The organism is Priestia sp. ST2 (genome assembly GCF_055810735.1).
The window spans coordinates 26,627-47,008 of record NZ_JBVVNT010000009.1; the positions used below are offsets into that span (position 1 = coordinate 26,627).

General features: G+C 38.0%; 24 protein-coding genes. 8 read left to right on the top strand and 16 right to left on the bottom strand.

All coding sequences use genetic code 11. The features are described from left to right. Positions 1-341 precede the first annotated feature (341 nt). Positions 342-776, top strand: a complete 435-nt coding sequence (locus AC0KUU_RS26420) for an HIT family protein (protein ID WP_014461670.1) — start codon at positions 342-344, stop codon at positions 774-776. Positions 777-878: 102 nt separating this feature from the next. Here AC0KUU_RS26420 and AC0KUU_RS26425 read toward each other — a convergent pair whose 3' ends face one another. The 3 genes from AC0KUU_RS26425 to AC0KUU_RS26435 form a co-directional block, all read right to left on the bottom strand. Then, entirely contained in the window at positions 879-2,774 is a 1,896-nt protein-coding gene (locus AC0KUU_RS26425; protein WP_043981713.1) for an acyltransferase family protein, read from the bottom strand. A gap of 303 nt (positions 2,775-3,077) precedes the next feature. Then, the gene (locus tag AC0KUU_RS26430; RefSeq protein WP_013081678.1) at positions 3,078-3,521 is read right to left on the bottom strand and encodes a GNAT family N-acetyltransferase; all 444 of its coding nucleotides are present in this window, start codon (positions 3,519-3,521) and stop codon (positions 3,078-3,080) included. A gap of 17 nt (positions 3,522-3,538) precedes the next feature. Then, positions 3,539-4,093 (bottom strand): PadR family transcriptional regulator, encoded by a 555-nt coding sequence (locus tag AC0KUU_RS26435; RefSeq protein ID WP_025752934.1) that lies wholly within the window; start codon positions 4,091-4,093, stop codon positions 3,539-3,541. Between the two features lie 253 nt (positions 4,094-4,346). Between AC0KUU_RS26435 and serC the strand changes: the two genes are divergently transcribed. Beyond that, positions 4,347-5,444 (top strand): 3-phosphoserine/phosphohydroxythreonine transaminase, encoded by a 1,098-nt coding sequence (serC, locus tag AC0KUU_RS26440; protein WP_098332973.1) that lies wholly within the window; start codon positions 4,347-4,349, stop codon positions 5,442-5,444. A gap of 124 nt (positions 5,445-5,568) precedes the next feature. Beyond that, entirely contained in the window at positions 5,569-6,099 is a 531-nt protein-coding gene (locus tag AC0KUU_RS26445) for a tryptophan transporter (RefSeq protein WP_322551710.1), read from the top strand. A gap of 257 nt (positions 6,100-6,356) precedes the next feature. On the opposite strand, the gene yhzF is transcribed toward AC0KUU_RS26445, so the two are convergent. Beyond that, positions 6,357-6,575, bottom strand: a complete 219-nt coding sequence (gene yhzF / locus AC0KUU_RS26450) for a membrane protein YhzF (protein WP_464722081.1) — start codon at positions 6,573-6,575, stop codon at positions 6,357-6,359. Positions 6,576-6,648: 73 nt separating this feature from the next. Here yhzF and AC0KUU_RS26455 point away from each other — a divergent pair, with 73 nt between their 5' ends. Both AC0KUU_RS26455 and AC0KUU_RS26460 read left to right on the top strand, forming a co-directional pair. Continuing rightward, positions 6,649-7,044, top strand: a complete 396-nt coding sequence (locus AC0KUU_RS26455; RefSeq protein WP_013055314.1) for a YtxH domain-containing protein — start codon at positions 6,649-6,651, stop codon at positions 7,042-7,044. 113 nt (positions 7,045-7,157) lie between these two features. Further along, positions 7,158-7,754 carry an HTH-type transcriptional regulator Hpr gene (locus tag AC0KUU_RS26460; protein ID WP_014461677.1) on the top strand — a complete coding sequence of 199 codons (597 nt, stop codon included), beginning with the start codon at positions 7,158-7,160 and terminating at the stop codon, positions 7,752-7,754. 3 nt (positions 7,755-7,757) lie between these two features. On the opposite strand, the gene AC0KUU_RS26465 is transcribed toward AC0KUU_RS26460, so the two are convergent. Then, the gene (locus AC0KUU_RS26465; RefSeq protein ID WP_013081673.1) at positions 7,758-8,102 is read right to left on the bottom strand and encodes a DUF1878 family protein; all 345 of its coding nucleotides are present in this window, start codon (positions 8,100-8,102) and stop codon (positions 7,758-7,760) included. A gap of 476 nt (positions 8,103-8,578) precedes the next feature. Between AC0KUU_RS26465 and AC0KUU_RS26470 the strand changes: the two genes are divergently transcribed. Beyond that, positions 8,579-8,758, top strand: a complete 180-nt coding sequence (locus tag AC0KUU_RS26470) for a hypothetical protein (RefSeq protein WP_013055312.1) — start codon at positions 8,579-8,581, stop codon at positions 8,756-8,758. 35 nt (positions 8,759-8,793) lie between these two features. Here AC0KUU_RS26470 and AC0KUU_RS26475 read toward each other — a convergent pair whose 3' ends face one another. Both AC0KUU_RS26475 and AC0KUU_RS26480 read right to left on the bottom strand, forming a co-directional pair. Next, positions 8,794-8,889 carry a YjcZ family sporulation protein gene (locus AC0KUU_RS26475; protein ID WP_016762974.1) on the bottom strand — a complete coding sequence of 32 codons (96 nt, stop codon included), beginning with the start codon at positions 8,887-8,889 and terminating at the stop codon, positions 8,794-8,796. A gap of 36 nt (positions 8,890-8,925) precedes the next feature. After that, positions 8,926-9,015 (bottom strand): YjcZ family sporulation protein, encoded by a 90-nt coding sequence (locus AC0KUU_RS26480; protein ID WP_016762973.1) that lies wholly within the window; start codon positions 9,013-9,015, stop codon positions 8,926-8,928. Between the two features lie 307 nt (positions 9,016-9,322). Here AC0KUU_RS26480 and AC0KUU_RS26485 point away from each other — a divergent pair, with 307 nt between their 5' ends. After that, positions 9,323-10,246 (top strand): peptidylprolyl isomerase, encoded by a 924-nt coding sequence (locus tag AC0KUU_RS26485; RefSeq protein ID WP_016762972.1) that lies wholly within the window; start codon positions 9,323-9,325, stop codon positions 10,244-10,246. A gap of 42 nt (positions 10,247-10,288) precedes the next feature. On the opposite strand, the gene AC0KUU_RS26490 is transcribed toward AC0KUU_RS26485, so the two are convergent. The 4 genes from AC0KUU_RS26490 to AC0KUU_RS26505 all read right to left on the bottom strand — a co-directional run bounded on the left by AC0KUU_RS26490 (position 10,289) and on the right by AC0KUU_RS26505 (position 14,117). Beyond that, entirely contained in the window at positions 10,289-10,471 is a 183-nt protein-coding gene (locus AC0KUU_RS26490) for a sporulation YhaL family protein (protein WP_013055310.1), read from the bottom strand. 65 nt (positions 10,472-10,536) lie between these two features. Next, the gene (gene yhaM / locus AC0KUU_RS26495; protein WP_013055309.1) at positions 10,537-11,478 is read right to left on the bottom strand and encodes a 3'-5' exoribonuclease YhaM; all 942 of its coding nucleotides are present in this window, start codon (positions 11,476-11,478) and stop codon (positions 10,537-10,539) included. 493 nt (positions 11,479-11,971) lie between these two features. After that, the gene (locus AC0KUU_RS26500) at positions 11,972-13,225 is read right to left on the bottom strand and encodes an ABC transporter permease (RefSeq protein ID WP_060745402.1); all 1,254 of its coding nucleotides are present in this window, start codon (positions 13,223-13,225) and stop codon (positions 11,972-11,974) included. Next, the gene (locus tag AC0KUU_RS26505; RefSeq protein WP_028410272.1) at positions 13,218-14,117 is read right to left on the bottom strand and encodes an ABC transporter ATP-binding protein; all 900 of its coding nucleotides are present in this window, start codon (positions 14,115-14,117) and stop codon (positions 13,218-13,220) included. Before AC0KUU_RS26505 ends, AC0KUU_RS26500 begins: the two co-directional genes overlap by 8 nt. A 141-nt stretch (positions 14,118-14,258) precedes the next feature. Between AC0KUU_RS26505 and AC0KUU_RS26510 the strand changes: the two genes are divergently transcribed. Continuing rightward, a complete protein-coding gene (locus tag AC0KUU_RS26510) occupies positions 14,259-14,444 on the top strand; it encodes a YhzD family protein (protein ID WP_025752944.1) in 186 nt (61 codons plus the stop codon). Between the two features lie 40 nt (positions 14,445-14,484). Here the strand turns inward: AC0KUU_RS26510 and AC0KUU_RS26515 are convergent, their stop codons facing one another. The 5 genes from AC0KUU_RS26515 to AC0KUU_RS26535 all read right to left on the bottom strand — a co-directional run bounded on the left by AC0KUU_RS26515 (position 14,485) and on the right by AC0KUU_RS26535 (position 20,228). Next, positions 14,485-14,757, bottom strand: a complete 273-nt coding sequence (locus tag AC0KUU_RS26515; RefSeq protein ID WP_013055305.1) for an HU family DNA-binding protein — start codon at positions 14,755-14,757, stop codon at positions 14,485-14,487. 112 nt (positions 14,758-14,869) lie between these two features. Beyond that, on the bottom strand, positions 14,870-15,673 hold the full coding sequence (locus AC0KUU_RS26520; protein WP_098600673.1) for an enoyl-CoA hydratase: 804 nt from the start codon (positions 15,671-15,673) through the stop codon (positions 14,870-14,872). Positions 15,674-15,678: 5 nt separating this feature from the next. Further along, positions 15,679-17,292: a long-chain fatty acid--CoA ligase gene (locus tag AC0KUU_RS26525; protein ID WP_043981709.1), complete on the bottom strand. Its 1,614-nt coding sequence runs from the start codon at positions 17,290-17,292 to the stop codon at positions 15,679-15,681. 115 nt (positions 17,293-17,407) lie between these two features. Continuing rightward, positions 17,408-18,910: a coproporphyrinogen III oxidase gene (locus tag AC0KUU_RS26530; protein WP_170943847.1), complete on the bottom strand. Its 1,503-nt coding sequence runs from the start codon at positions 18,908-18,910 to the stop codon at positions 17,408-17,410. Positions 18,911-19,349: 439 nt separating this feature from the next. Further along, the gene (locus AC0KUU_RS26535) at positions 19,350-20,228 is read right to left on the bottom strand and encodes a Cof-type HAD-IIB family hydrolase (protein ID WP_013055300.1); all 879 of its coding nucleotides are present in this window, start codon (positions 20,226-20,228) and stop codon (positions 19,350-19,352) included. Positions 20,229-20,382: the final 154 nt, after the last annotated feature.

Consider the following 20,382-nt stretch of genomic DNA (forward strand, 5'->3'; position numbering starts at 1 on the left):
ATGAGGTGTTTGTCAAAGACCAAGAACGATTTCGTTCACATTGTATATTTTTTTAGCTCAATGCTTAAATGAGGTGTTTGTTAAAGAGAATATACTTTTTCAAGTTACTGTTTCATTAGGCAATGCAATTACGTAAATGAGGTGTTCCTTAAAGATCATATGCTGCATTAAAAGCTATTTTTTCCTTCTTCACATGACGGGATGCATAATCGTTTGCATCCCGTTTTTGTGTATAAAATGCCAACAGCTATTTCTTGTCTGCTGATTGCATTCCTACTTTGTGGTAAAATAAACGTACATGTATACCCATACATTTATATTGGTAACGGAAGGTGAATATAATGAGCACACATGATGAAAACTGTATTTTTTGCAAAATTATTCGCGGTGAAATCCCAGGTGCAAAAGTATTTGAAAATGAACATGTATTAGCTTTTTTAGACATTAGTCAAGTAACAAAAGGGCATACGCTGGTGATTCCAAAAGTACATAAAAAAGACATTCACGAACTAACGCCGGAAATTGCGCGCAATTTGTTTGAAGTGGTTCCTCAAATCGCAAATGCAATTAAAGAAACATACAGCCCAATCGGCTTAAACATCTTAAATAATAATGGTGAAAAAGCTGGTCAATCCGTGTTTCATTATCATATGCACATTATTCCTCGCTATGGGGAAGGCGATGGATTCGGTGCTGTATGGAAAGAGCATACAAGCGAATACACGCCTGAAAAACTTCAAGAAATCGCTGGCAATATTTCTTCTCGCCTTTCTTGAAACAAAAAAAGCTTACACATGTAAGCTTTTTTTGTTTTATCTATTCATTTAACACATGTTTAATCAGTTTGTGATACAAAACATCGTACAGCTTTTCACTTATTATGAACGACTTTCCGCCTTAACTTCTAAATTCATACGTTCTTCAATCAATTTTGTTAATGCTCTTGATCCTTCAGGTACCAAGTGGACACCATCTGATGTAAAGTATTCAGGGTGCTTAGAAGCCTCTGAGTACCAATCTACGAGCGTGACGTGATCAAACTTTTCAGAAGCAGCTTTCAAGTTCTTGTTCACGGTGCTTTCCCACGAACGAGGAACGCGCGTATTCACTAAGTAAACATCCGCGTGTGAAAAAGCTTTTAACAGTTGTTCAAGTTCTTCATTTGTAAAATAGCCGTTTGTTCCTAACTCAATAATCACTGCGCTGTTCGGATTATTAAATGCTTGATAGCTAGGAGTTAGCTGCAGTGCTTCATTGAGCTGCCTTCCTACTTTTCCGTCAATCGTAATACTAAGCGGCATCTCTTTAAGATTAGGAGCAATATCCAGCATGACCGAGTCTCCAATCGCAAGGACATCTCTGTAAGAATTCGGCTGCTGTTTTTCTTTGGCATCAGATTTTTCTTCCCCGGAACTCTTTTCCGCGTTCTCTGCTTTTTTATCATCCGCTTTGTTCTTGTCTTTGACAGAAGTTGAAGCATTTTCTTTATGATTCGTTTGAATTTTAACCTCTGTCTCTTTCGCTGTCGTTTCATCCTTTTGCTGCGTACTAATAGCAAAGCTTGTCATATCCGCTGTAAACAGCGCCAAAAAGAAAATGAGACTGCCCAAAACCGCTTGTCTCGAACGAGAGAGATTACGCCATTTAAAAAGCTCTCTCGGATGGTAGTGCCGGAAATAATAGCGAAAGCCGCGTGTGCGGATAGGCACTTCGATGTAACGGTAAGAAAGTTCAGCAATGATAAATGTAAGGCCTACTTGTAGCAGCGCATGCCAATAGACCGGGCGGCCAATCTCGGATACAGGTGTTGTAAGAACAATAACCGGATAATGCCACAAATAGATGCCGTATGATCTAGTACCAAGCCAGCGAAGCGGCTTAAACGACAGAGCTTTTCCTAAAAAACTACTAGGATGACTAATCGTTGCAACCAGTACAGCAGCGTTTAAACAAATCAGCAGCATTCCACCTTGATAAAGAAAAGATGCATGAGTATACTCATCAACGCTCCATACGCAGAGAATAAATACAAAGAAACTCACCATACTTACCGCGTTTAATACTTGCTTGCCTACGGCTGGAAGATTTTTTGATGATAAACGATACATCGGCCAGGCAAATGCAAGTAAACAGCCGATTAAAAGGGCAAACAGCCGAGTGTCGGTTCCATAATAAATGCGGCTAGGATCTCCTCCTGGCTCATATAAAAAAGACATTAGAATAGCTGAGGCCATTACTCCAGCTAAAATGAATAGAGAAAGAATTCCTCTCTTTTTGATAAATTTTAAACCCAACAATAAAACAAGTGGCCACACAATATAAAACTGCTCTTCAATAGCCAGTGACCATAAGTTCTTTAATGGTGACGGTGACCCAAAACTATCAAAATATGAAACTTTATGAAAAATAAACCACCAGTTACTCATATAAAAAATAGACGATAATGCATCGCCTCGTAGCGTTGTTAACAATGGCCGGTTAAATAAAATAACCCAAGCTGCAGTTAATACTACCATCACATACACAGCTGGAAGAAGTCTTCTCGTTCGGCTAATCCAAAAATGCTTCAAATTTTTCAAAGGATTTTCCCAAGATTGCACCAGTAAAATCGAGGTAATTAAATACCCTGATAATACAAAGAAAACGTCAACTCCTAGAAATCCTCCAGATGCCCATCCAAATCCTAAGTGATATGCAATGACAGACATAACAGCGAAAGCTCGAAGTCCATCCAAACTATATATATACCTATTTTTCTTTTCCTTTGCACTCATAAAAATGCCTCCAAGCAATATGTACAACAAATTTCTTTCTGAACCAACATTAAGAATATTACGTAATTGTTACATTTTTGTTACAAAAATCATTATATACAATATTATTACTTTCTTCAATATATCACTTACTTAAAATCAAAGAATAAGCAAAAAGAAACAAATTCATTATCTATCTTATTCATAAATTACTAATTTAGTAGTAGTCATATCGATTCTATCTGCGCAATACTAAAGCCTAACATCTTTCTTTCACCTTACCCGTTTCAGAAATAGAAAAACTTCACACAATTGGTGAAGTTTCTAAGGTGTCTTTAGCATATCTACGTGGGGAAGCCCTTCATCTGAATAAATATCGGAAACAGGTCTAAAACCAAACGATTCATAAAATGTTTGAAGTCTGCTTTGAGCTTGAATTTTAATTGTCTTCTCGTGCAATTCATTCTCTAAAAAATCAATTCCTCTTGCTACTAGTTCTCTTCCGAGACCCGTACCGCGCTGCGCTTGTTTTACAATAATGCGCCCAAGAGAAGCTTCCTGGTAGCTAATTCCTTTTGGTAAAACTCTAAGATATGCGATAATTTTCTCATTCTCTTTTTTGAACAAGTGATAAGCAAGTTTGTCTTTTCCATCTACTTCTAAGTAAGCACACTTCTGTTCGACAACAAAAATAGCGGTGCGAACCTGTAGAATTTCATAAAGCTCATCGTTTGTCAGCTCTTGAAATGATTTTATGCACCAAGTCATGATCCGCTCACCTTTTCTTATTGTTCTTTTTCAATTAAATTCAGCGTACGTTCAAGCCAATTGATATAGCTTGTCTCCCGGTCTTGAGCGCGAGATAGCACCAAATAATGACCAAATTGAGGAGACGAAACGGTAATGTGATGATTAACTTGTTCCAAAAGGTCATCCATTCGTTTCTTTAAAAAAGTTAGCTTCACTTTCCTGCTTGATAGCTGGTTATCTATTTGTTGCTTTAACTCTTCTATTGACATGGATGAAGCAAAATAAGCTTTTAACATAAATTCATCTTTAGTTGTTTCAGGAATAGGATCAATCGTAGTGAGCCACTTGCTTAACTCAGCTCTTCCTTCTTCCGTTATCGAATACATCTTTTTTTCTAATTTCTTGCCTTGAATCACGGTTTCATAGCGAATAAATCCCTCTTCTGTTAATCGCTTTAACTCGGGATAAATCTGGCTGTGCTTAGCACTCCAAAAATTACCGACCTCTTCTTTAAAAAGTCTGGTAATGTCATACCCGCTGAGCTCCTTCTGATCTAAGAGCCCTAATATGGCATATTTTAATACTCTCATTCTGTTCCTCCACATTATTTCTTCCATCAGTATAGCATATAAACATTTCATTTACATGTTTGCCAAAACATGTTTGCGTATACTTTTTATTTATCTTTTTTCTATTATTTTCTCTTTACAGATTAATTTAAATTTTTGAAAAGTTACCTCCACAATCAATGGTTTTCATGATAGTATAATGATATTCTTTCTGACATCAGTCATTAGCCATTTTGTATGATGAGTGTTCGAACTAATTTGAGGAGGAATTAATGTGATTACGTTAAACAGAGCTTATAATTTTAATGCAGGTCCGTCTGCGCTTCCCCTACCTGTCTTACAACTTGCTCAAGAGGAGCTAGTTAATTTTAAAAATACAGGTATGTCTGTGATGGAATTATCACATCGCAGCAAAGAGTTTGAAGATGTATTAACACATGCTAAAGAAACACTCACGGAATTGCTTAACATTCCAGATACACATGAAATTTTATTCCTGCAGGGCGGAGCAAGCCTGCAATTCTCTATGATTCCAATGAACTTTTTAGCTCCCGATCAAGTCGGTGCATATGTACTAACCGGATCATGGTCGGAAAAAGCATTAAAAGAAGCAAAGAAACTTGGAAAAACAGCAGTTGTTGCTTCTACTAAAGAAGAGAACTACCGCTCTATTCCAGCTTTAGATGACGTAAAGCTTCCAAAAGAAGAGATTGGGTACTTGCATATCACGTCCAACAATACCATTTTTGGTACACAATGGGCTGACTACCCTTCTATCGAAGGAGTAGACTTAATTGCCGACATGTCAAGCGACATTCTTTGCCGTCAAATTGATGTATCTAAGTTCTCACTCATTTATGCTGGTGCTCAGAAAAACCTCGGACCATCTGGTGTCACGGTTGTCATTTTGAAGAAAGAATTGCTTAAACGTATTCCTGAAGGTTTACCAACAATGCTGAATTATGAGACACACGTAAAGAGCAACTCTCTTTACAACACTCCTCCAACGTTTGGCATTTACATGCTTTCACTTGTTTTAGATTGGATTAAAGAACAAGGTGGCGTTAAAGCAATTGAAGCCCAAAATCATAAAAAAGCTAAGTTACTCTACACAAGCATGGAACGTTCAAATGGTTTCTATACCCCTCACGCTACAGAGGAAAGCCGATCAATTATGAACGTAACGTTTACTTTACCAACCGATGAGTTAACGGCTGCGTTTTTACAGCAAGCAAAAGAAAAAGGCTTCGTAGGATTAGCTGGACACCGTTCAATCGGCGGATGCCGCGCTTCTATTTACAATGCTGTACCGCTTGAAGCGTGTGAAGCTCTTGCCGCCTTTATGGATGAATTTGCACAGGCAAACGCATAATTGGCAGAATTAACTGATCCTTTTTTCACATAAATATGTTACAATCAGTATGTAAATATATGCAATGGGCATAGACGCACTATTGGTATATTTCGAGCTTAGCTTAGAAGAGGAGAGATGAGAAATGAATACAAAGGTTTTAGTTTCTTTAGCGTTATTAGTCGGAATTGGAGCGGTTCTCCACACGGTGGTACCTCCTATTTTATTTGGAATGAAGCCAGATATGATGTTAACAATGATGTTTTTAGCAATCCTGTTGTTTCCTAGCATAAAAAATGTTGCATTGGTTAGCTTAACCACAGCGGTTATTTCTGCTTTAACAACAAGCTTTCCTGGCGGACAAATTGCAAACTTGATTGATAAACCAATTACAGCATTTGTTTTCTTTGCATTATTTATGCTTGTGAAAAAAGCAATAGGCATTAAAACACCCGTTGCCGCTGCTTTAACAGCTGTTGGCACACTCGTATCAGGAACCGTATTCTTGTCTGCTGCCGCGCTAATCGTCGGCTTACCGGGCGGAAACAGCGTCATGGCGCTTGTTGCTGCGGTTGTATTACCTGCAACAGTAGTGAACACAATCGTTATGGTCGTTATTTATCCAATTGTTCAATCCGTTCTAAAACGCACAAGCATCAAAGCAAAATTATCGTAACGTCAAGAGCCTGATTTAATTAAGAATCAGGCTCTTTTTTTACACCAAAAGCTCAGGCTCGCCAAAGCGTGGCGGGCTTTTAGATAAAACGGTTCATTTATAGTATGTTGCTGATCTTTTAGAAACAATCTACAGTTCGACTCTTAACTTTTTGTTTAAAAAGAAATGGTACAGAATGCTTTTCACTTAAATTTCATTTGCAGCTCATACAATAGGTATGAAGACTTACTATGTAATAAAGGTTTAAGTTCTCCATCCTAGGTTACATAATAAAGTATAAGCGCCAATAAAAAACTCGCAAAAGCCACTGTCGCACATGTAAGAGACTTTTGTTTCAGCACATGTTTAGGTGGATATGATGCCGTTCTAGTCGTAAGGCTAAACCATTTAAAGGCAGCCAGAAAAAAACTCAGGCTAATTATCAAAAGAATGAATAAAGCTACCCCATGTTGATAACCTCCTTCTTTTGTATAAATCTATGCTATTTTTTTATGATTATGTCAGAAGGAAGTGTTAGCAATTACTTTACTACATAGGAGGAAATAAATAATGAGCAGAATGAAAAAACTAGCAGCTGGAGCAGCAATCGGAAGCACCGTAGCCGCTATTACAACGCTTCTTGTTACTCCATATTCAGGACGAGAACTTAAACAGCGTGTCAGCTCTCGAAAAGACCGAGTTAACGCTTCACAACAAGAGCTCTCAACAAAAATAAAAGCTGTTTCTCAACAAGTACAAATGACCGCCAGAGAAGGAAATACTATAGTGAAAAATATCGCAAGTGACCTTTCTACTACCCTTGGTCAGTTTAAAGAAGAAATTGTCCCTCATAAGGAATCCCTTCAGCATCATTTGAAAGAAATCCAAAATTCTTTGTCAAACCTTGAGGAACATGTACAGACAACTAAAAATCCCAATGAAAAAATTGACAAAAAAGAAGGTTGAAACGCCTTCTTTTTTAATTTTTTAAAATTTTGTAAATTTACATCTTTATAATTTTTTATTTTATTGGCATAATAGAAGATAAATAAAAAAAGAGACTAAGTAGGTGGGAGAAGATGAAAAAGACTAGTGATCAAGATTACAGTTTGAAAGAAGCACTTCTATTTAGCCAACGCATTGCCCAATTAAGTAAAGCCCTTTGGAAAACCGTAGAGAAGGATTGGCAGCAATGGATTAAGCCTTATGACCTTAATATTAACGAGCATCATATTTTATGGATTTCATATCATTTAAACGGGGCTTCCATTTCCGAAATTGCCAAGTTTGGAGTTATGCACGTTTCTACTGCATTTAACTTCTCCAAAAAACTAGAAGAACGAGGTTTACTTGAGTTTTCTAAAAAAGAAAGCGACAAGCGAAATACGTACATTCAGCTGACAGATAAAGGCGAGGCCATTTTATTAGATTTAATGGAACATTACGAACCTTCTAATAATTCAGTGTTCAGCGGCGCACTTCCGTTGCGCGACTTGTACGGCAAATTCCCTGAATTTATGGAACTGATGACCGTCATCCGCAAAATTTACGGTGAAGATTTTATGGATATCTTCGAGCGATCTTTCCATCATATCGAAGAAGAATTCACTGAAGAAGATGGCAAGCTCGTCAAGAAAGACAAAGAGAACCACCAGGAGACTATTTCAAACTCTTAATGGTTAGTCCCTTATCCATTGAATAATTTCAAAAAATTCATTCATCACATCTTGATAAGAAGGTTGATAACGAAGCGATTCGACCGTCTCTCTGGGAGTTAATTTATAATTCAGCATGCCAACAAATTGTGTAAGAAGCGGAACAAAGTCTGTTAGACCTTCCGCTTTTTGCTCAATATATTCGTTTTTTGTATCTTCACACAGAATTAAAATTTCCTCTACTTCCTTCTTTGTAAGCTGATTTCTTACCACTAAATCAATAAATGGTTTAGCTTCTTGTTCAGATGTCCCAGATAACAGTTTTATGTAATATTCTAAACGTGATACTCGAGATTCTAAAGTTTCCATCCGCTTCCCCTACTCCTTCAACGTTCATATACCTCTACTCCATATTGTACATGATTCATTCATGTTCTTCCAAATAATTCTTTCTGCGTCATTCACATTTCCTGTTTAAGTAGCACCGTATAAAGATTTTCATATACTGATTATGTACTCACTGCATATATTAATATAAATCCCTCTGTCTTTTTTAACAATCCTTTTGCACAATGGGTAATTGTTACTCATTTCTTATCCATTCACTTTGCTATTTCGTTTAAAACCTATTTCTCAACTTCTTAACTACCCTTTATAAAATAAAAACCGCATTTCTGTGTAAATACCTTTTGAAATTCTTTGCTCAACTGTATATATAACTATCTATTTTACCGCTTTTTTGGTAATGTTAATATAGATATTTGTAAATTCATACAAAGCTGTACTATATAAATGACTATAAGACTTTTTGTCTTCGTCACACTGATTTTGTTAGGGGGATTTTTATGTACATATTCTTTATTGTATTTGCACTATTCATTTTATTCTACATCAATGCACTAACAAATACATTGTGTATTCAAAAAGAAATTCCAGCTGAAAAACAGCCTAAAGTTTTTCGTACGATTAATGTATTAATTACCATTTTATTAGTTTCATCTTATATTGAAGTATCATTTACATAAAAAACGGTGAGATGTCTCACCGCTTTTTTATAGGCTTAGCAAAAACAGCTAGCTCCGATGATAACTAATAAGATGAATAATACGACTAATAGCGCAAATCCACTGCCGTATCCGCATCCGTAAGAACCCATATCTATCGCCCCTTTCCTTTTATATTCATCTGTTTCCTAGTGGTAACATGCACAACCAACAATGACTAATAAGATAAACAGTACAACTAATAGTGCAAAACCGCCTCCATATCCGCCTCCGCTCATTTGAGCACCCCCTTTGTTTACTAATACTGCATCTTATGCATCAGCTCAAAAAACGTCTAGGCTTTTAGCCCAAACTCCATAATTTATTTCTCTTGCTTCTCGTTTGGAGATTACTCTGTGAGTTTGTCCACCATTTTGAAAACGCTTTATAAAAAAGCCATCATCAGCGTATAATCACTCCATGCTTAGTGGAAAATAAATGTAAATTTACGTGGTTTTAACTTCATTTGCTAACATCAGGAAATGTGATATAGTAAATCTTGAGTCAAGCTACATAAGTAAAAATGATGAGTAGGAGTGTTTACGTATGAAAAAAAGCTTAGTTGCACTAACAACGGCAGCCAGCCTCGTTGCTTTATCAGCATGCAGTGGGGGAAATGATGCTTCAAATGCAAACGATTCTTCAAAAGTAATTGTAGAAACAAAAGCAGGCAATATCACTCAAGGTGATTTGTATAAGCAAATGAAAGATACAATCGGACAAGATCAATTTAATACACTCGTACGAAGCGTTACCGAAGAAAAAGTATTGAGTAAAAAATATAAAGTAACGGATAAAGAGCTTGATCAGCAGCTGAACATTCTAAGAGAACAATACGGTGATCAGGTGGATTCAGTTATTAAGCAAAAAGGCGAAAAAGAAGTCAAAGATATGCTAAAAGTCGATATTCTCCGTGAAAAAGCTGCTACGGCAGGCATTAAGGTATCGGACAAAGAGCTGAAAAAAGCTTATGATGAATATAAAGCTCAAAAACCTCAAATTCGCGCAAGTCATATTTTAGTAAAAGACGAAAAGACAGCAAACGAAGTAGAAGCGAAAATCAAAAAAGGCGAGGACTTTGCTAGTCTAGCAAAAGAATATTCAACCGATCAGCAGTCTGCAGCTAACGGCGGCGATTTAGGCTACTTCGGTGAAGGCCAAATGGTTAAAGAATTTGAAGAAGCGGCTTACAAGCTGAAAAAAGGTGAAGTAAGTAAACCAATCAAAACAGAGTACGGCTACCATATCATTAAACTAGTCGATAAAAAGAAAGTAGAATCGTTTGAGAAAAAGAAACCCGAACTTGAGCAGCAAATCAAACGTTCAAAAGTAGATCAAGCAGAAGCGAACAAGAAGATTCAAAAAGAGCTTGATAAAGCAAAAGTGAAACCAAAAGATAAGGATGTAAAACCAATTTTCGAAGAAGGTGCGACAGATAGTCAATCTGGCGTAGAAACTCCTCAGCAGTAATGCTAAGAGCCTGTCACTCATGTGACAGGCTCTTTTATATAATCAGATGGAATCGCTGTTGCGTCTTTCTTTTTCCACTTGCATTCTTTCGATGAAGACTTGTCCCTCTTTTTCAATAAACGAATCATCCACTTGCTTATCATGTTGTGCAGCACGAATCGCCATAAATCCACTAAAGAAAATGCCTGCTACAACTAAATAAATCCAAATTGGTAGTGTCACCATATATTGATCCCCCATCACAGTTATTTACAACCACTATATGCGAAGGAAGAAAGACTTATACCTTTTTAATCAATCGTTGGTTTATAAAATGAGCGATTATCAAGTGCAAAAATACGCTCTGTAAACTCACCGGGCTTCACTTTTGTTAATGCGCGGTCCAGCATATTCATTTTAGCGTCTACATTGTCAATCAAATGAAGCATCTCAGCCTCTTTAATTAACGGCTTTTTCGGACTTCCCCACTCTTCCTTACCGTGATGCGATAACACAAGGTGCTGAAGAAGCATAACCTCTTCTCCTTCAATCGCTAATTCTTCTGCCGCTTTTCCAATTTCATTCACCATAATCGAAATATGGCCAAGCAGGTTCCCTTCGACTGTATATATCGTCGAAACAGGACCTGAAAGTTCAAATACTTTGCCAAGGTCATGAAGAATAACTCCAGCGTACAGCAAGTCGCGGTTTAAGCTTGGGTAAAGGGTTGAAAATGACTCAGCCAGCTTCAGCATAGACACCACATGGTAGGCAAGTCCTGATACAAACTCATGGTGATTTTTAGTTGCTGCCGGATATTCTAGAAATTCCGTTTGATATTTTTTAAACAAATGGCGAGTGATGCGCTGGACATTCGAATTTTTCATTTCAAATATACTCTTTGTAATATGTTCGACCATTTCTTCTTGAGATAAAGGCGCCACTTCTAAAAAGTCAGATGTGCGCACTCCGTCTTGGGGCTGTGCAGGCCGAATGTTGCGTATTTTCAGCTGGTTGCGCCCGCGGTAATTCATTACTTCTCCAGCAGCTCGCACAATCTTTTGAGCAGCATAATTTTCCTCGTCATCTGGGGAAGCATCCCACAGCTTGGCTTCAATATCACCTGTTTTATCTTGCAGGATTACCGTTAAAAATGGCTTTCCATTGCTTGCAATTCCTCTCGTTGAGGATTTAATTAAAAAATAAAGATCAACTTGCTCTCCTACTTCGTATTGAGCAATTCCTTTTGTCATGATCTTTTCCTCCTTACCACTTCATTCTATGTATTTGATAACGAAGCTCTTATCGCTTCGTCCGCTTATTTACAGCTCTTTACATTTCATTTTACCATCGCTTGGCACCGAATGCACGGGTAGACGCTTTTTCATAAAAGATGAGATTGCGACATAACAAAATCAATGCAATCTAAAGAAGAACAAATTGGATAAAAGAGCTAAACTGCTCGAGACACCGCTGTTGATTTCCGTGCAAGACTTCGTTTTCTGCGTGAGGGCGCTGAGCCTCCTCGTCTCCTCCGTTCCTGCGGGGGTCTCACCTATCCCGCTTTTCCCTCAGGAGTCTTCGTCTTGCTCTCCAATTCACAGCTAGAAGCAGCCACATATATGAAAACTATGGTCACTATAGCAACAAAAAAATCCGAACGAGTTGGATTCTCCCTCAAGAATCTAGGTTGTTCGTTCGGATCTTCCTTCAACTAAACTACTTTTATCTCAGCCTCTCACTTCTTTATGTTTCTTTTTTCGTTAGCTGCAGCGCCTTTTTAATATCTTTAAAAGAGGTAGATTGCCCATACATAAGGACTCCTCCTTTATACACACGGGCACCAAATATAGCTAAAGCCGTAATCGTCACAACTAAAATCCCTATCGATACACTCACTTCCCACACAGGAACATTTAACATACCTACACGCAAAAACATAATCATCGGAGCAAAAAATGGGATAAAAGATGTGACCGTAATGATTGTGGTTTCAGGATCACCAAGTCCAAACATAGCAATTAAAAAAGCAGCCACAATCACAAGGGTCATAGGCGTAATCATTTGCTGTACATCTTCAATACGGCTCACAAGAGAACCTAAAAAAGCCGCGAGCGTAGCAAAAAGGAAGTACCCCAATATGAAGAAGACAAATGCATACACGAATGTAGTCAGCGGAACATCATTAAATCCGAGATAAGAAAAGATACCGTTATGATTTGTTTCCACACTGGCTTTTAACGATGTGTAGCCCACGCTCAGTATCACTGCAAGCTGTGTTAAGCTGAGCAGTGCAATTCCAATGATTTTAGCAAACATTTGTGTAATAGGTGATACGCTCGATACAAGGATCTCCATAACGCGGGATGATTTTTCAGTAGCTACTTCCATCGCAATCATGCTCCCATACATGATAACGGCAAAATAAATAACAAACAGCAGTACATATACAAGACCTCTTGCTTGATTTAGCTCTTGTTCTGTTTTGGCATTTTCAACTAACGCTTTCTTTTTAAATGAAACAGGGCTGTAAAGCTGATCAATTTGCTTTTCTTCTAAACCGATTTTTACTGTAGCCATAGCCACTTTTGTTTGCTGTACCGCCTGTTCTAAGGTAGAAGAAAGATTTGATTCGGCCAAAGAATTAGCTTTGTACACAGCTTGAGGCAGCTGCTTATCGTTTAAAGATAAGAGTAAATAGCTATCGAGCTCCCCGTTTTTTACCGCTTGTTTTGCCTTAGACTCAGACGTAAATTCTTTTAAATGAATGTCTTTATCCATGACATTTACATTTTGTTTGAACAATGTATATACGCTTTCCACTTCATAGATGACACCCACATTTGTTCCATTATCGTCTGAATTAAAAACGTCGATAATTTTCTCCATATTTGTAAGAGCAACTAGAATAAGAGCAGTAATAATCGTTGTAATAATAAAAGATTTTGTTTTTAATTTATTAAGATATGTATGAAAGACAATGACCCAAAATTTATTCATAGGAAGCACCTACCTTTTCAATGAAAATATCATTTAATGAAGGCTCTTCCACTGCAAATTTAGATACAAATGAAAAGTGTTTAAGTTCTTGAAAAATGAGTTGTGATACGGATTCATGTTGAATTTGAACAATCATGCCTTCAACCGTTTTTTTCACCTTTACAACGCCTTCAAGCTCTGTAATTCTCTCAAATGGACCTTTTCCGTGTACAATAACGTTTTTCTTTCCAAATGAACGTTTGATCTCCGGGAGCCTTCCATACACTACAGGCGTGCCATGATGCATAATACATAAATATTCACAAAGTTCTTCCACATGTTCCATTCGATGACTTGAAAAAACAATCGTCGTTCCGCGCTTTTTCAAATCAAGCACCGCTTCTTTTAATACCTCTACGTTTACAGGATCTAAGCCGCTAAAAGGTTCGTCTAAAATAAGCAGCTCGGGCCGATGAATAACGGAGGCAATAAATTGAATTTTTTGCTGATTTCCTTTGGATAGCTCTTCTACTTTTTTGGAAGCATATTGAGGAATATTAAATCGAGATAACCAGTGCTCCATTTCTTGCAGCACGTTCGCTTTTTTCATTCCGCGCAGCCGTCCAAGGTACACAAGCTGATCTTTGACTTTTAATTTTGGATACAGTCCCCTTTCTTCTGGAAGGTAGCCAACTAGATGACTTCTACTGTAAGTTAAAGATTTATCATTCCATTGGATGTGACCTGAGGTTGGTTCAATGAGCCCTAAAATCATTCGAAACGTCGTCGTTTTGCCAGCACCGTTTGCACCTAAAAAACCAAACACTTCGCCTTTTGGAATTTGCAGGGATAGCTCGTTTACAGCTGTAAATTCACCGTACCTTTTTGAAACTTCACCGATAGAAAGAGACATTTAATTCCTCCTTTGTAAATAAACCTATGTTTATTGTATGGAAAAAAATGATATCTGTAAACCTTAGCAGGATTTAAGGGAATAGGACGAGAAATATGTTGAATACGCTTACAATTATACTATAAGAGGAGAGTAGATTTTATGAGTACTTACACATTAACCGCTTTTGAAAAGACTGGAGAAAAATTAATAGATGAAAGTTTCGAAGCAGCTTCTGATACAGAAGCAAAGACTGTCGGCACCAAGAAGTTAGAAGAGCTTTCCTATTTAGAAAAAACGCATCGATGCGTTAGCTCTAGCGGAAAACTTGTATTGTTTCATCGTTAATACAAAACGCCGGAAAGTATTAGCTTTCCGGCGTTTTATATTACTTTACAGCTTCTTTTAGTTCTTTACCAGCTTTAAATGCCGGTACTTTTGATGCTGGAATTTGCATTTCTTCACCCGTTTGAGGGTTACGGCCTGTACGAGCAGCACGCTCGCGTACTTCAAATGTACCGAAGCCGATTAACTGAATTTTTTCACCTTCACCTAGCGTTGATGAAATTGTTTCTAGTAATGCATCAACTGCTTTAGATGCATCTGCTTTTGTTAACTCTGATTTTGTTGCCACTGCGTTTACTAAATCTGTTTTGTTCATTTCCAATCACCTCATTAGTTTCTACATTATCTTGTGTTACCACTGTTTTGCAACTTTTAAACATGCTCTATCAATATGATAGACAAAAATATTGGCTTTTAAACTAGTTCACTTAATTTTCGGAAATATCTTTTTCACTTTGATTAAAAACAGGCGCTCGCTTTTCCAGAAACGCACGTACACCTTCCTTATGATCCGAACTTCGGCTCATAGCAAACTGACTTCTTTTCTCAAGCGCAAGCACTTGCTTTAATTGTGAAACAGATGTCTCCACATAAATTCGCTTTGTTTCCTTCAAAGCACGTGAAGGTTTTTTTAGCCAATATGAGAGATAATCTTCTACATGCTTCGCCAAATCTCCTTCTTTTATTTCATCAATTATGCCAAATTGATGAGCTTCCTCTGCTTTTAACGTCTTTCCTTCCCAAATTAGCTGTTTTGCACGATGAGCACCGATGCGCTTTTCTAGTAAAAAGTGACCGCCTCCGTCTGGAATTAGAGCAATACCGATAAAGTTCATCGCAATTTTTGTGTGTCTTTCTGCAATAATATAATCAGAGGCAAGCGCGATGCTCAGCCCTAGCCCTGCTGCCGCACCGTGCAGTACACTTATCGTCATTTGAGGGAGGCTGTATAAAGTCAGCACGGCTTCATTAATCAAATCCATTACCTGCTCAAAACGTTCTGATTGTGAAGGTGACATCATCATATTAATATCTCCGCCTGCTGAAAATACTTTTCCGTTTCCTTTTACTATTAAAAAGTCCGCTTCACTTTCTTCGACAACTTTTAAACATTGAATAAACTGCTCTAGCACTTCTTCGTTTAATGCATTTAACGCATCCGGCCTGTTAAACGAAATTGTGGCGATACGCTCTTGCAAAACTAGTTCTACTACTTTTAATTCGACGGTCATCTTACTCACCCTTTCTGATAATGATTGAGGACTTGTTCACGAAGCCTACGTTTTAAGAACTTTCCTACCGTTGTCTTCGGGATCTCATCCATAAATAAAATGTCATCTGGAAGCCACCATTTTGCGAACTGCGGCGTTAAAAATTCGAGCAGCTCTTCTGACGAAACGATGCCTTTGTATGCATCTTTTAACACGACACAAGCCACTGGACGCTCTTGCCACACCTTATGAGGGACTGCTATTACACAGGCTTCGAAAACAGCTTCATGGGCAATAAGCGCGTTTTCTAGATCAACCGATGAAATCCATTCTCCTCCGCTTTTAATTAAATCTTTTGTTCGGTCTACGATTTTGATCGTTCCCTCTTCGTCAACCGTCACAATATCTCCGGTGTACAGCCAGCCGTCTTTAAACGTATCTTCTGTTCTTTTATCCTTGTAATATTCAGAAGCTACCCATGGGCCCTTTAGTAATAGCTCACCCATTTCCACTCCATCCCAAGCAATTTCTCCATTTTGACCTATTACTTTCATTTCAACGCCAGGAACTAAGAAACCTTGCTTCGCTTTTACGTTGAGCTGATACTCAAAGTCTTCGCTGTACTGATAGCTTTTTAAGCGGGAGACGGTCACCACAGGGCTTGTTTCTGTCATTCCGTATGCATGCATAAATTCAATTTGATATTTTTCTTGAAATTCTCGAATAACGCTTTTTGGGGCCGCTGATCCGCCGCATAAAATAGCTCGCAAACTATCGACTGCGTAAGGCCTGTTTTCTATCTCTTGTAAAAAGTTTAACCAAACGGTAGGTACTGCTGCAGCCAGAGTTACTTTCTCTTCTTCAATCAAAAAAGCAATCGTCTCTGAAGTACAAAAAGCACCCGGCAGCACAAGCTTTGTTCCAAACCAAACGGCAGCAAAAGGAATTCCCCATGCGTTCACGTGAAACATTGGAACGATAGGCATAGCGGTATCAGCTTCTGATAATCCAGCACTATCAGCAAGCCCTAGCGCCATACAGTGCAGATAAATAGCGCGATGAGAATATACAACGCCCTTTGGCTCTCCTGTAGTAGCAGAGGTATAACAAAGACCTGCTGGTTCTTCTTCGTTTAAATCTTGAACAAAAGAATGCGATGCATCCCCTTGCTTAATCCAATTTTCGTAATGATAAACTGGCAAGTCTGTTTCTGGCAGCTTATTTTCATCTGACATAATGATATAGGCTTCAACATGTGGAAGCTTTTGATGAATGCTTTCAAATAAAGGTAAAAAACATTCATCAAATAAAATGACTTTATCGCGTGCATGGTTAATGATGTATACAATTTGCTCAGGATCTAACCGGATATTGATGGTGTGAAGAACAGCGCCTATTCCAGGCACGGCAAAATAAGCTTCTAGATGTCTATGATGATTCCATGCAAACGTCCCGACTCTTTCTCCTCGCTTCACTCCAATTCGTTCTAGCATACTAGAGAGCTGCCGAGTCCGTTTTATTAACTGATTATAAGTTAAACGCTGAATTCCTTTTGAAGATTTAGAAATCACTTCTTTTTTACTAAACAGCTTTTCAGCTCTTTCCATCATAGATGGTACGGTTAACTGTACATTCATCATTAAGCGGCACCTCGCATCGCCATAATAAGAAAACGCTTACAACTTTTTTATATATTCAACAGATTCCGACATTTCCCTGCCGAAAATAAAAAAAGATCACTAAAAAGTGATCTTTTTATTTCCTAAACAATTCATCTAAAATCTTGAGTTTCTCTTGTGTGTAGTGCTCGAATCCATCGTTGTACGATTTTGGGTCTTTTGGATTCGCAAACCTTGTGATAATGCCTGTTTCTGGATGCACGAACTTACTAGATGCCCCGCATCCAAGACCAATAATCGTCTGCTTTTCTTCCATGATCATAATATTGTACAGGCTCTCTTGACCGGGGAATGAATATCCAACGTTCTCTAAATTACCTAAAATATTTTTTTGGCGATATAAATAATAAGGTTCATACCCTTGTTCTTGAGTCCACTCAGTCGCTAAATCCATCATTTTACCAATTTCATAGCGATCTGCCACTTTGTATTTCCGTTTATTTTGAGTCATTTCAGACGCGCGTTTAAATGATAGCGTATGAACCGTTAAAGATTCAGGAAGCAATTTTTTAGATTCGTCTAGCGTATGCTGAAATTCTTCTACACCTTCATTTGGAAGCCCAATAATTAAGTCCATGTTAATGTTATTCATCCCCATTTTTCGAGAAAGATGAAATTTATCAATAGTTTCTTCAACTGTATGATGACGTCCAATAGCTTTTAAGGTTTCTTGAATATAAGACTGCGGATTTACACTAATCCGGTCAATATTCCATTTGTTCAAAACAGCTAGCTTTTCTTCCGTAATCGTATCGGGTCTTCCTGCTTCTACCGTAATTTCACGGATATTTTGTACATCCGGGAACGATTCATACATTTCTTCATACAGCATGTCCATTTCTTCAGCGGTAATGCTCGTTGGTGTGCCTCCACCATAATAGACGGTTGTAATCTTGACGTTATTGTCTTTTAGCCATTTTCCTACTTCACGCATCTCATAATGCAAGCCGCCTAAAAATGACGTAACGGATCCTTGACGTCCGTTAATTGCATAGGCTGGGAATGTACAGTATGCACACTTTGTCGGACAAAACGGAATGCCTATATAAATGCTTACCTCGTTCTTTAACTCATGTAAATCTGGAATAGCTGCTAGTTGACGATCCACAATATGCTGCATTAAATTAATTTTGTCATCGGTAATTAAATATTCTTCCTTTAGCTCACGATGGGCTTGTTCTTTACTTTTGCCTGACTGCAGTTTCATATGAAGCAGTTTCGTCGGACGAATACCGGTCAAAATACCCCATTTTTGAACAATGCTTGTATACTCCTGTAGCACAGATAAGTAGACGCGAAGCACCACATTTTTTATTTGCTTAAATTTTTCTTTTTCTGTTTCATACGGCGTAAACGATTTAGCAAGCTCTTCGGTAAACACCTTGTCCGTTTCAGCATCATGCAGCACTGCTTTCGCATAAATTTCTTCATGAACTTTTAGCTCTACTTCGACTTTCAGCTGAGCTTCGTTATCATCCTCAAAGGAGACATTGCTTTCTTCAAAAAACAAATCTGAAATTCGGTGAAGCGGACGTAAAAAACGCTCATCTTCTATACCTTTTATATAAATGTTCAATATAATCACCTTTCAAATCAATTCTATCTAAGTAATCAGTTTACAAAACCTACGTATGTCCGGTCAAGGTGCTCAGCTCAAGGGAATGCGCGGACAGGAAACAAACGGAAAAAGAGATTGAGCCATAGCTACATTAATTCAATCTAAAGACGAACAAATGAGATACATGAGCTGAACCGCTTGTTACACTTTGTTGATTTCGGTGCAAGGCTTTGCTTTCCGCGGGCGGGCGATGAGCCTTCTCGTCGCTTGCGCTTTTCGCTCAGAAACCTTCGCCTTGCCCTCCAATCAACAGCTAGAAGCACGTACATATATGAAACCTACGTTCACTCTTCCAATAAAAAAATCCGAACGAATTGGATTCTCTATCAAGAATCTCGATTCATCGTTCGGATCTTCCTTCGGCTAAACTGCTTTTGTACTAGCCTCTTTTTTCCTTTATTTATTTTAAACGAAAGCTGTCAATTTGATGAAGATAACCAAGGCGCTGCTGCTTTCTAAATAGTTCTTTTACCATATAGGCTACACCATTTTCATTATTAGAACGAGTAACCCAATCCGCAAGCATTTTTAATTCTGTTGGTGAATTGCCCATGGCCACACCCATTCCCGCATGTTCAATCGTTTCTAAATCATCATAACAATTTCCAATTGCTACTACGTCTTCCATTGGTATCCCTAGACGATTTGCTACATAACGAACGCCGGCAGCTTTTGTGGCTCCTTTTGGCGTAATATAACATCTATTTTCATTTGGATACGAAAACCATTCAATATCTGGAACTGCACTAGCGATTGTTTGCTCGGCATATTCTTTTTCTCTACGATCTGCAAAATACACTTCTATTTTTGGCGTAGAAACAGGTTCATCACGAAGTGTATCTCCTAATGAATCTACGAACTGCACGGGATAAAAGAGCGGTTCTCCCGTTTTCAACACGCTTTTAGCTACGATATTATTAGGAAGCTTTACACGATTTCCAATTGAAAACCTTTCATGTAAAATGCGGACATGACAATTAAAATTTTCAAAAAGCTGAATGAGATTAAATGTTTTTTCCTCGCTAATTCTCTTATCTAGTATCGGTTTGTCTATCGATGTTCCGATAAAGGCACCGCTATGAGTAATGAGCATTGCTGGATGAACTTTAAGTGACCGAGCAATTTTTTTAGCAGACGGAAAATGCCTGTTTGTTACTAACGTAACGTAAACCCCTTTATTTTTAACGAATTGAATTGCGTCTTTCGTTTCTTTTGTAACGCGCCCTTGGCTATTTAAAATGGTTCCATCAATATTCAACGCTAGCAATCGATAAGCCATATGAGAACCCCTTCTTTCATAGATGTCTAATCCGTTAGGATACGGTTATAAATGACCTTTTCATGATAGTCGGCATGTGTAGCCTTGTTACTAAGCTTATGAGCAGAACTGCACAATTAGAAGGAATTTCCGCATAAAAAAAAGAGGAAAAGAT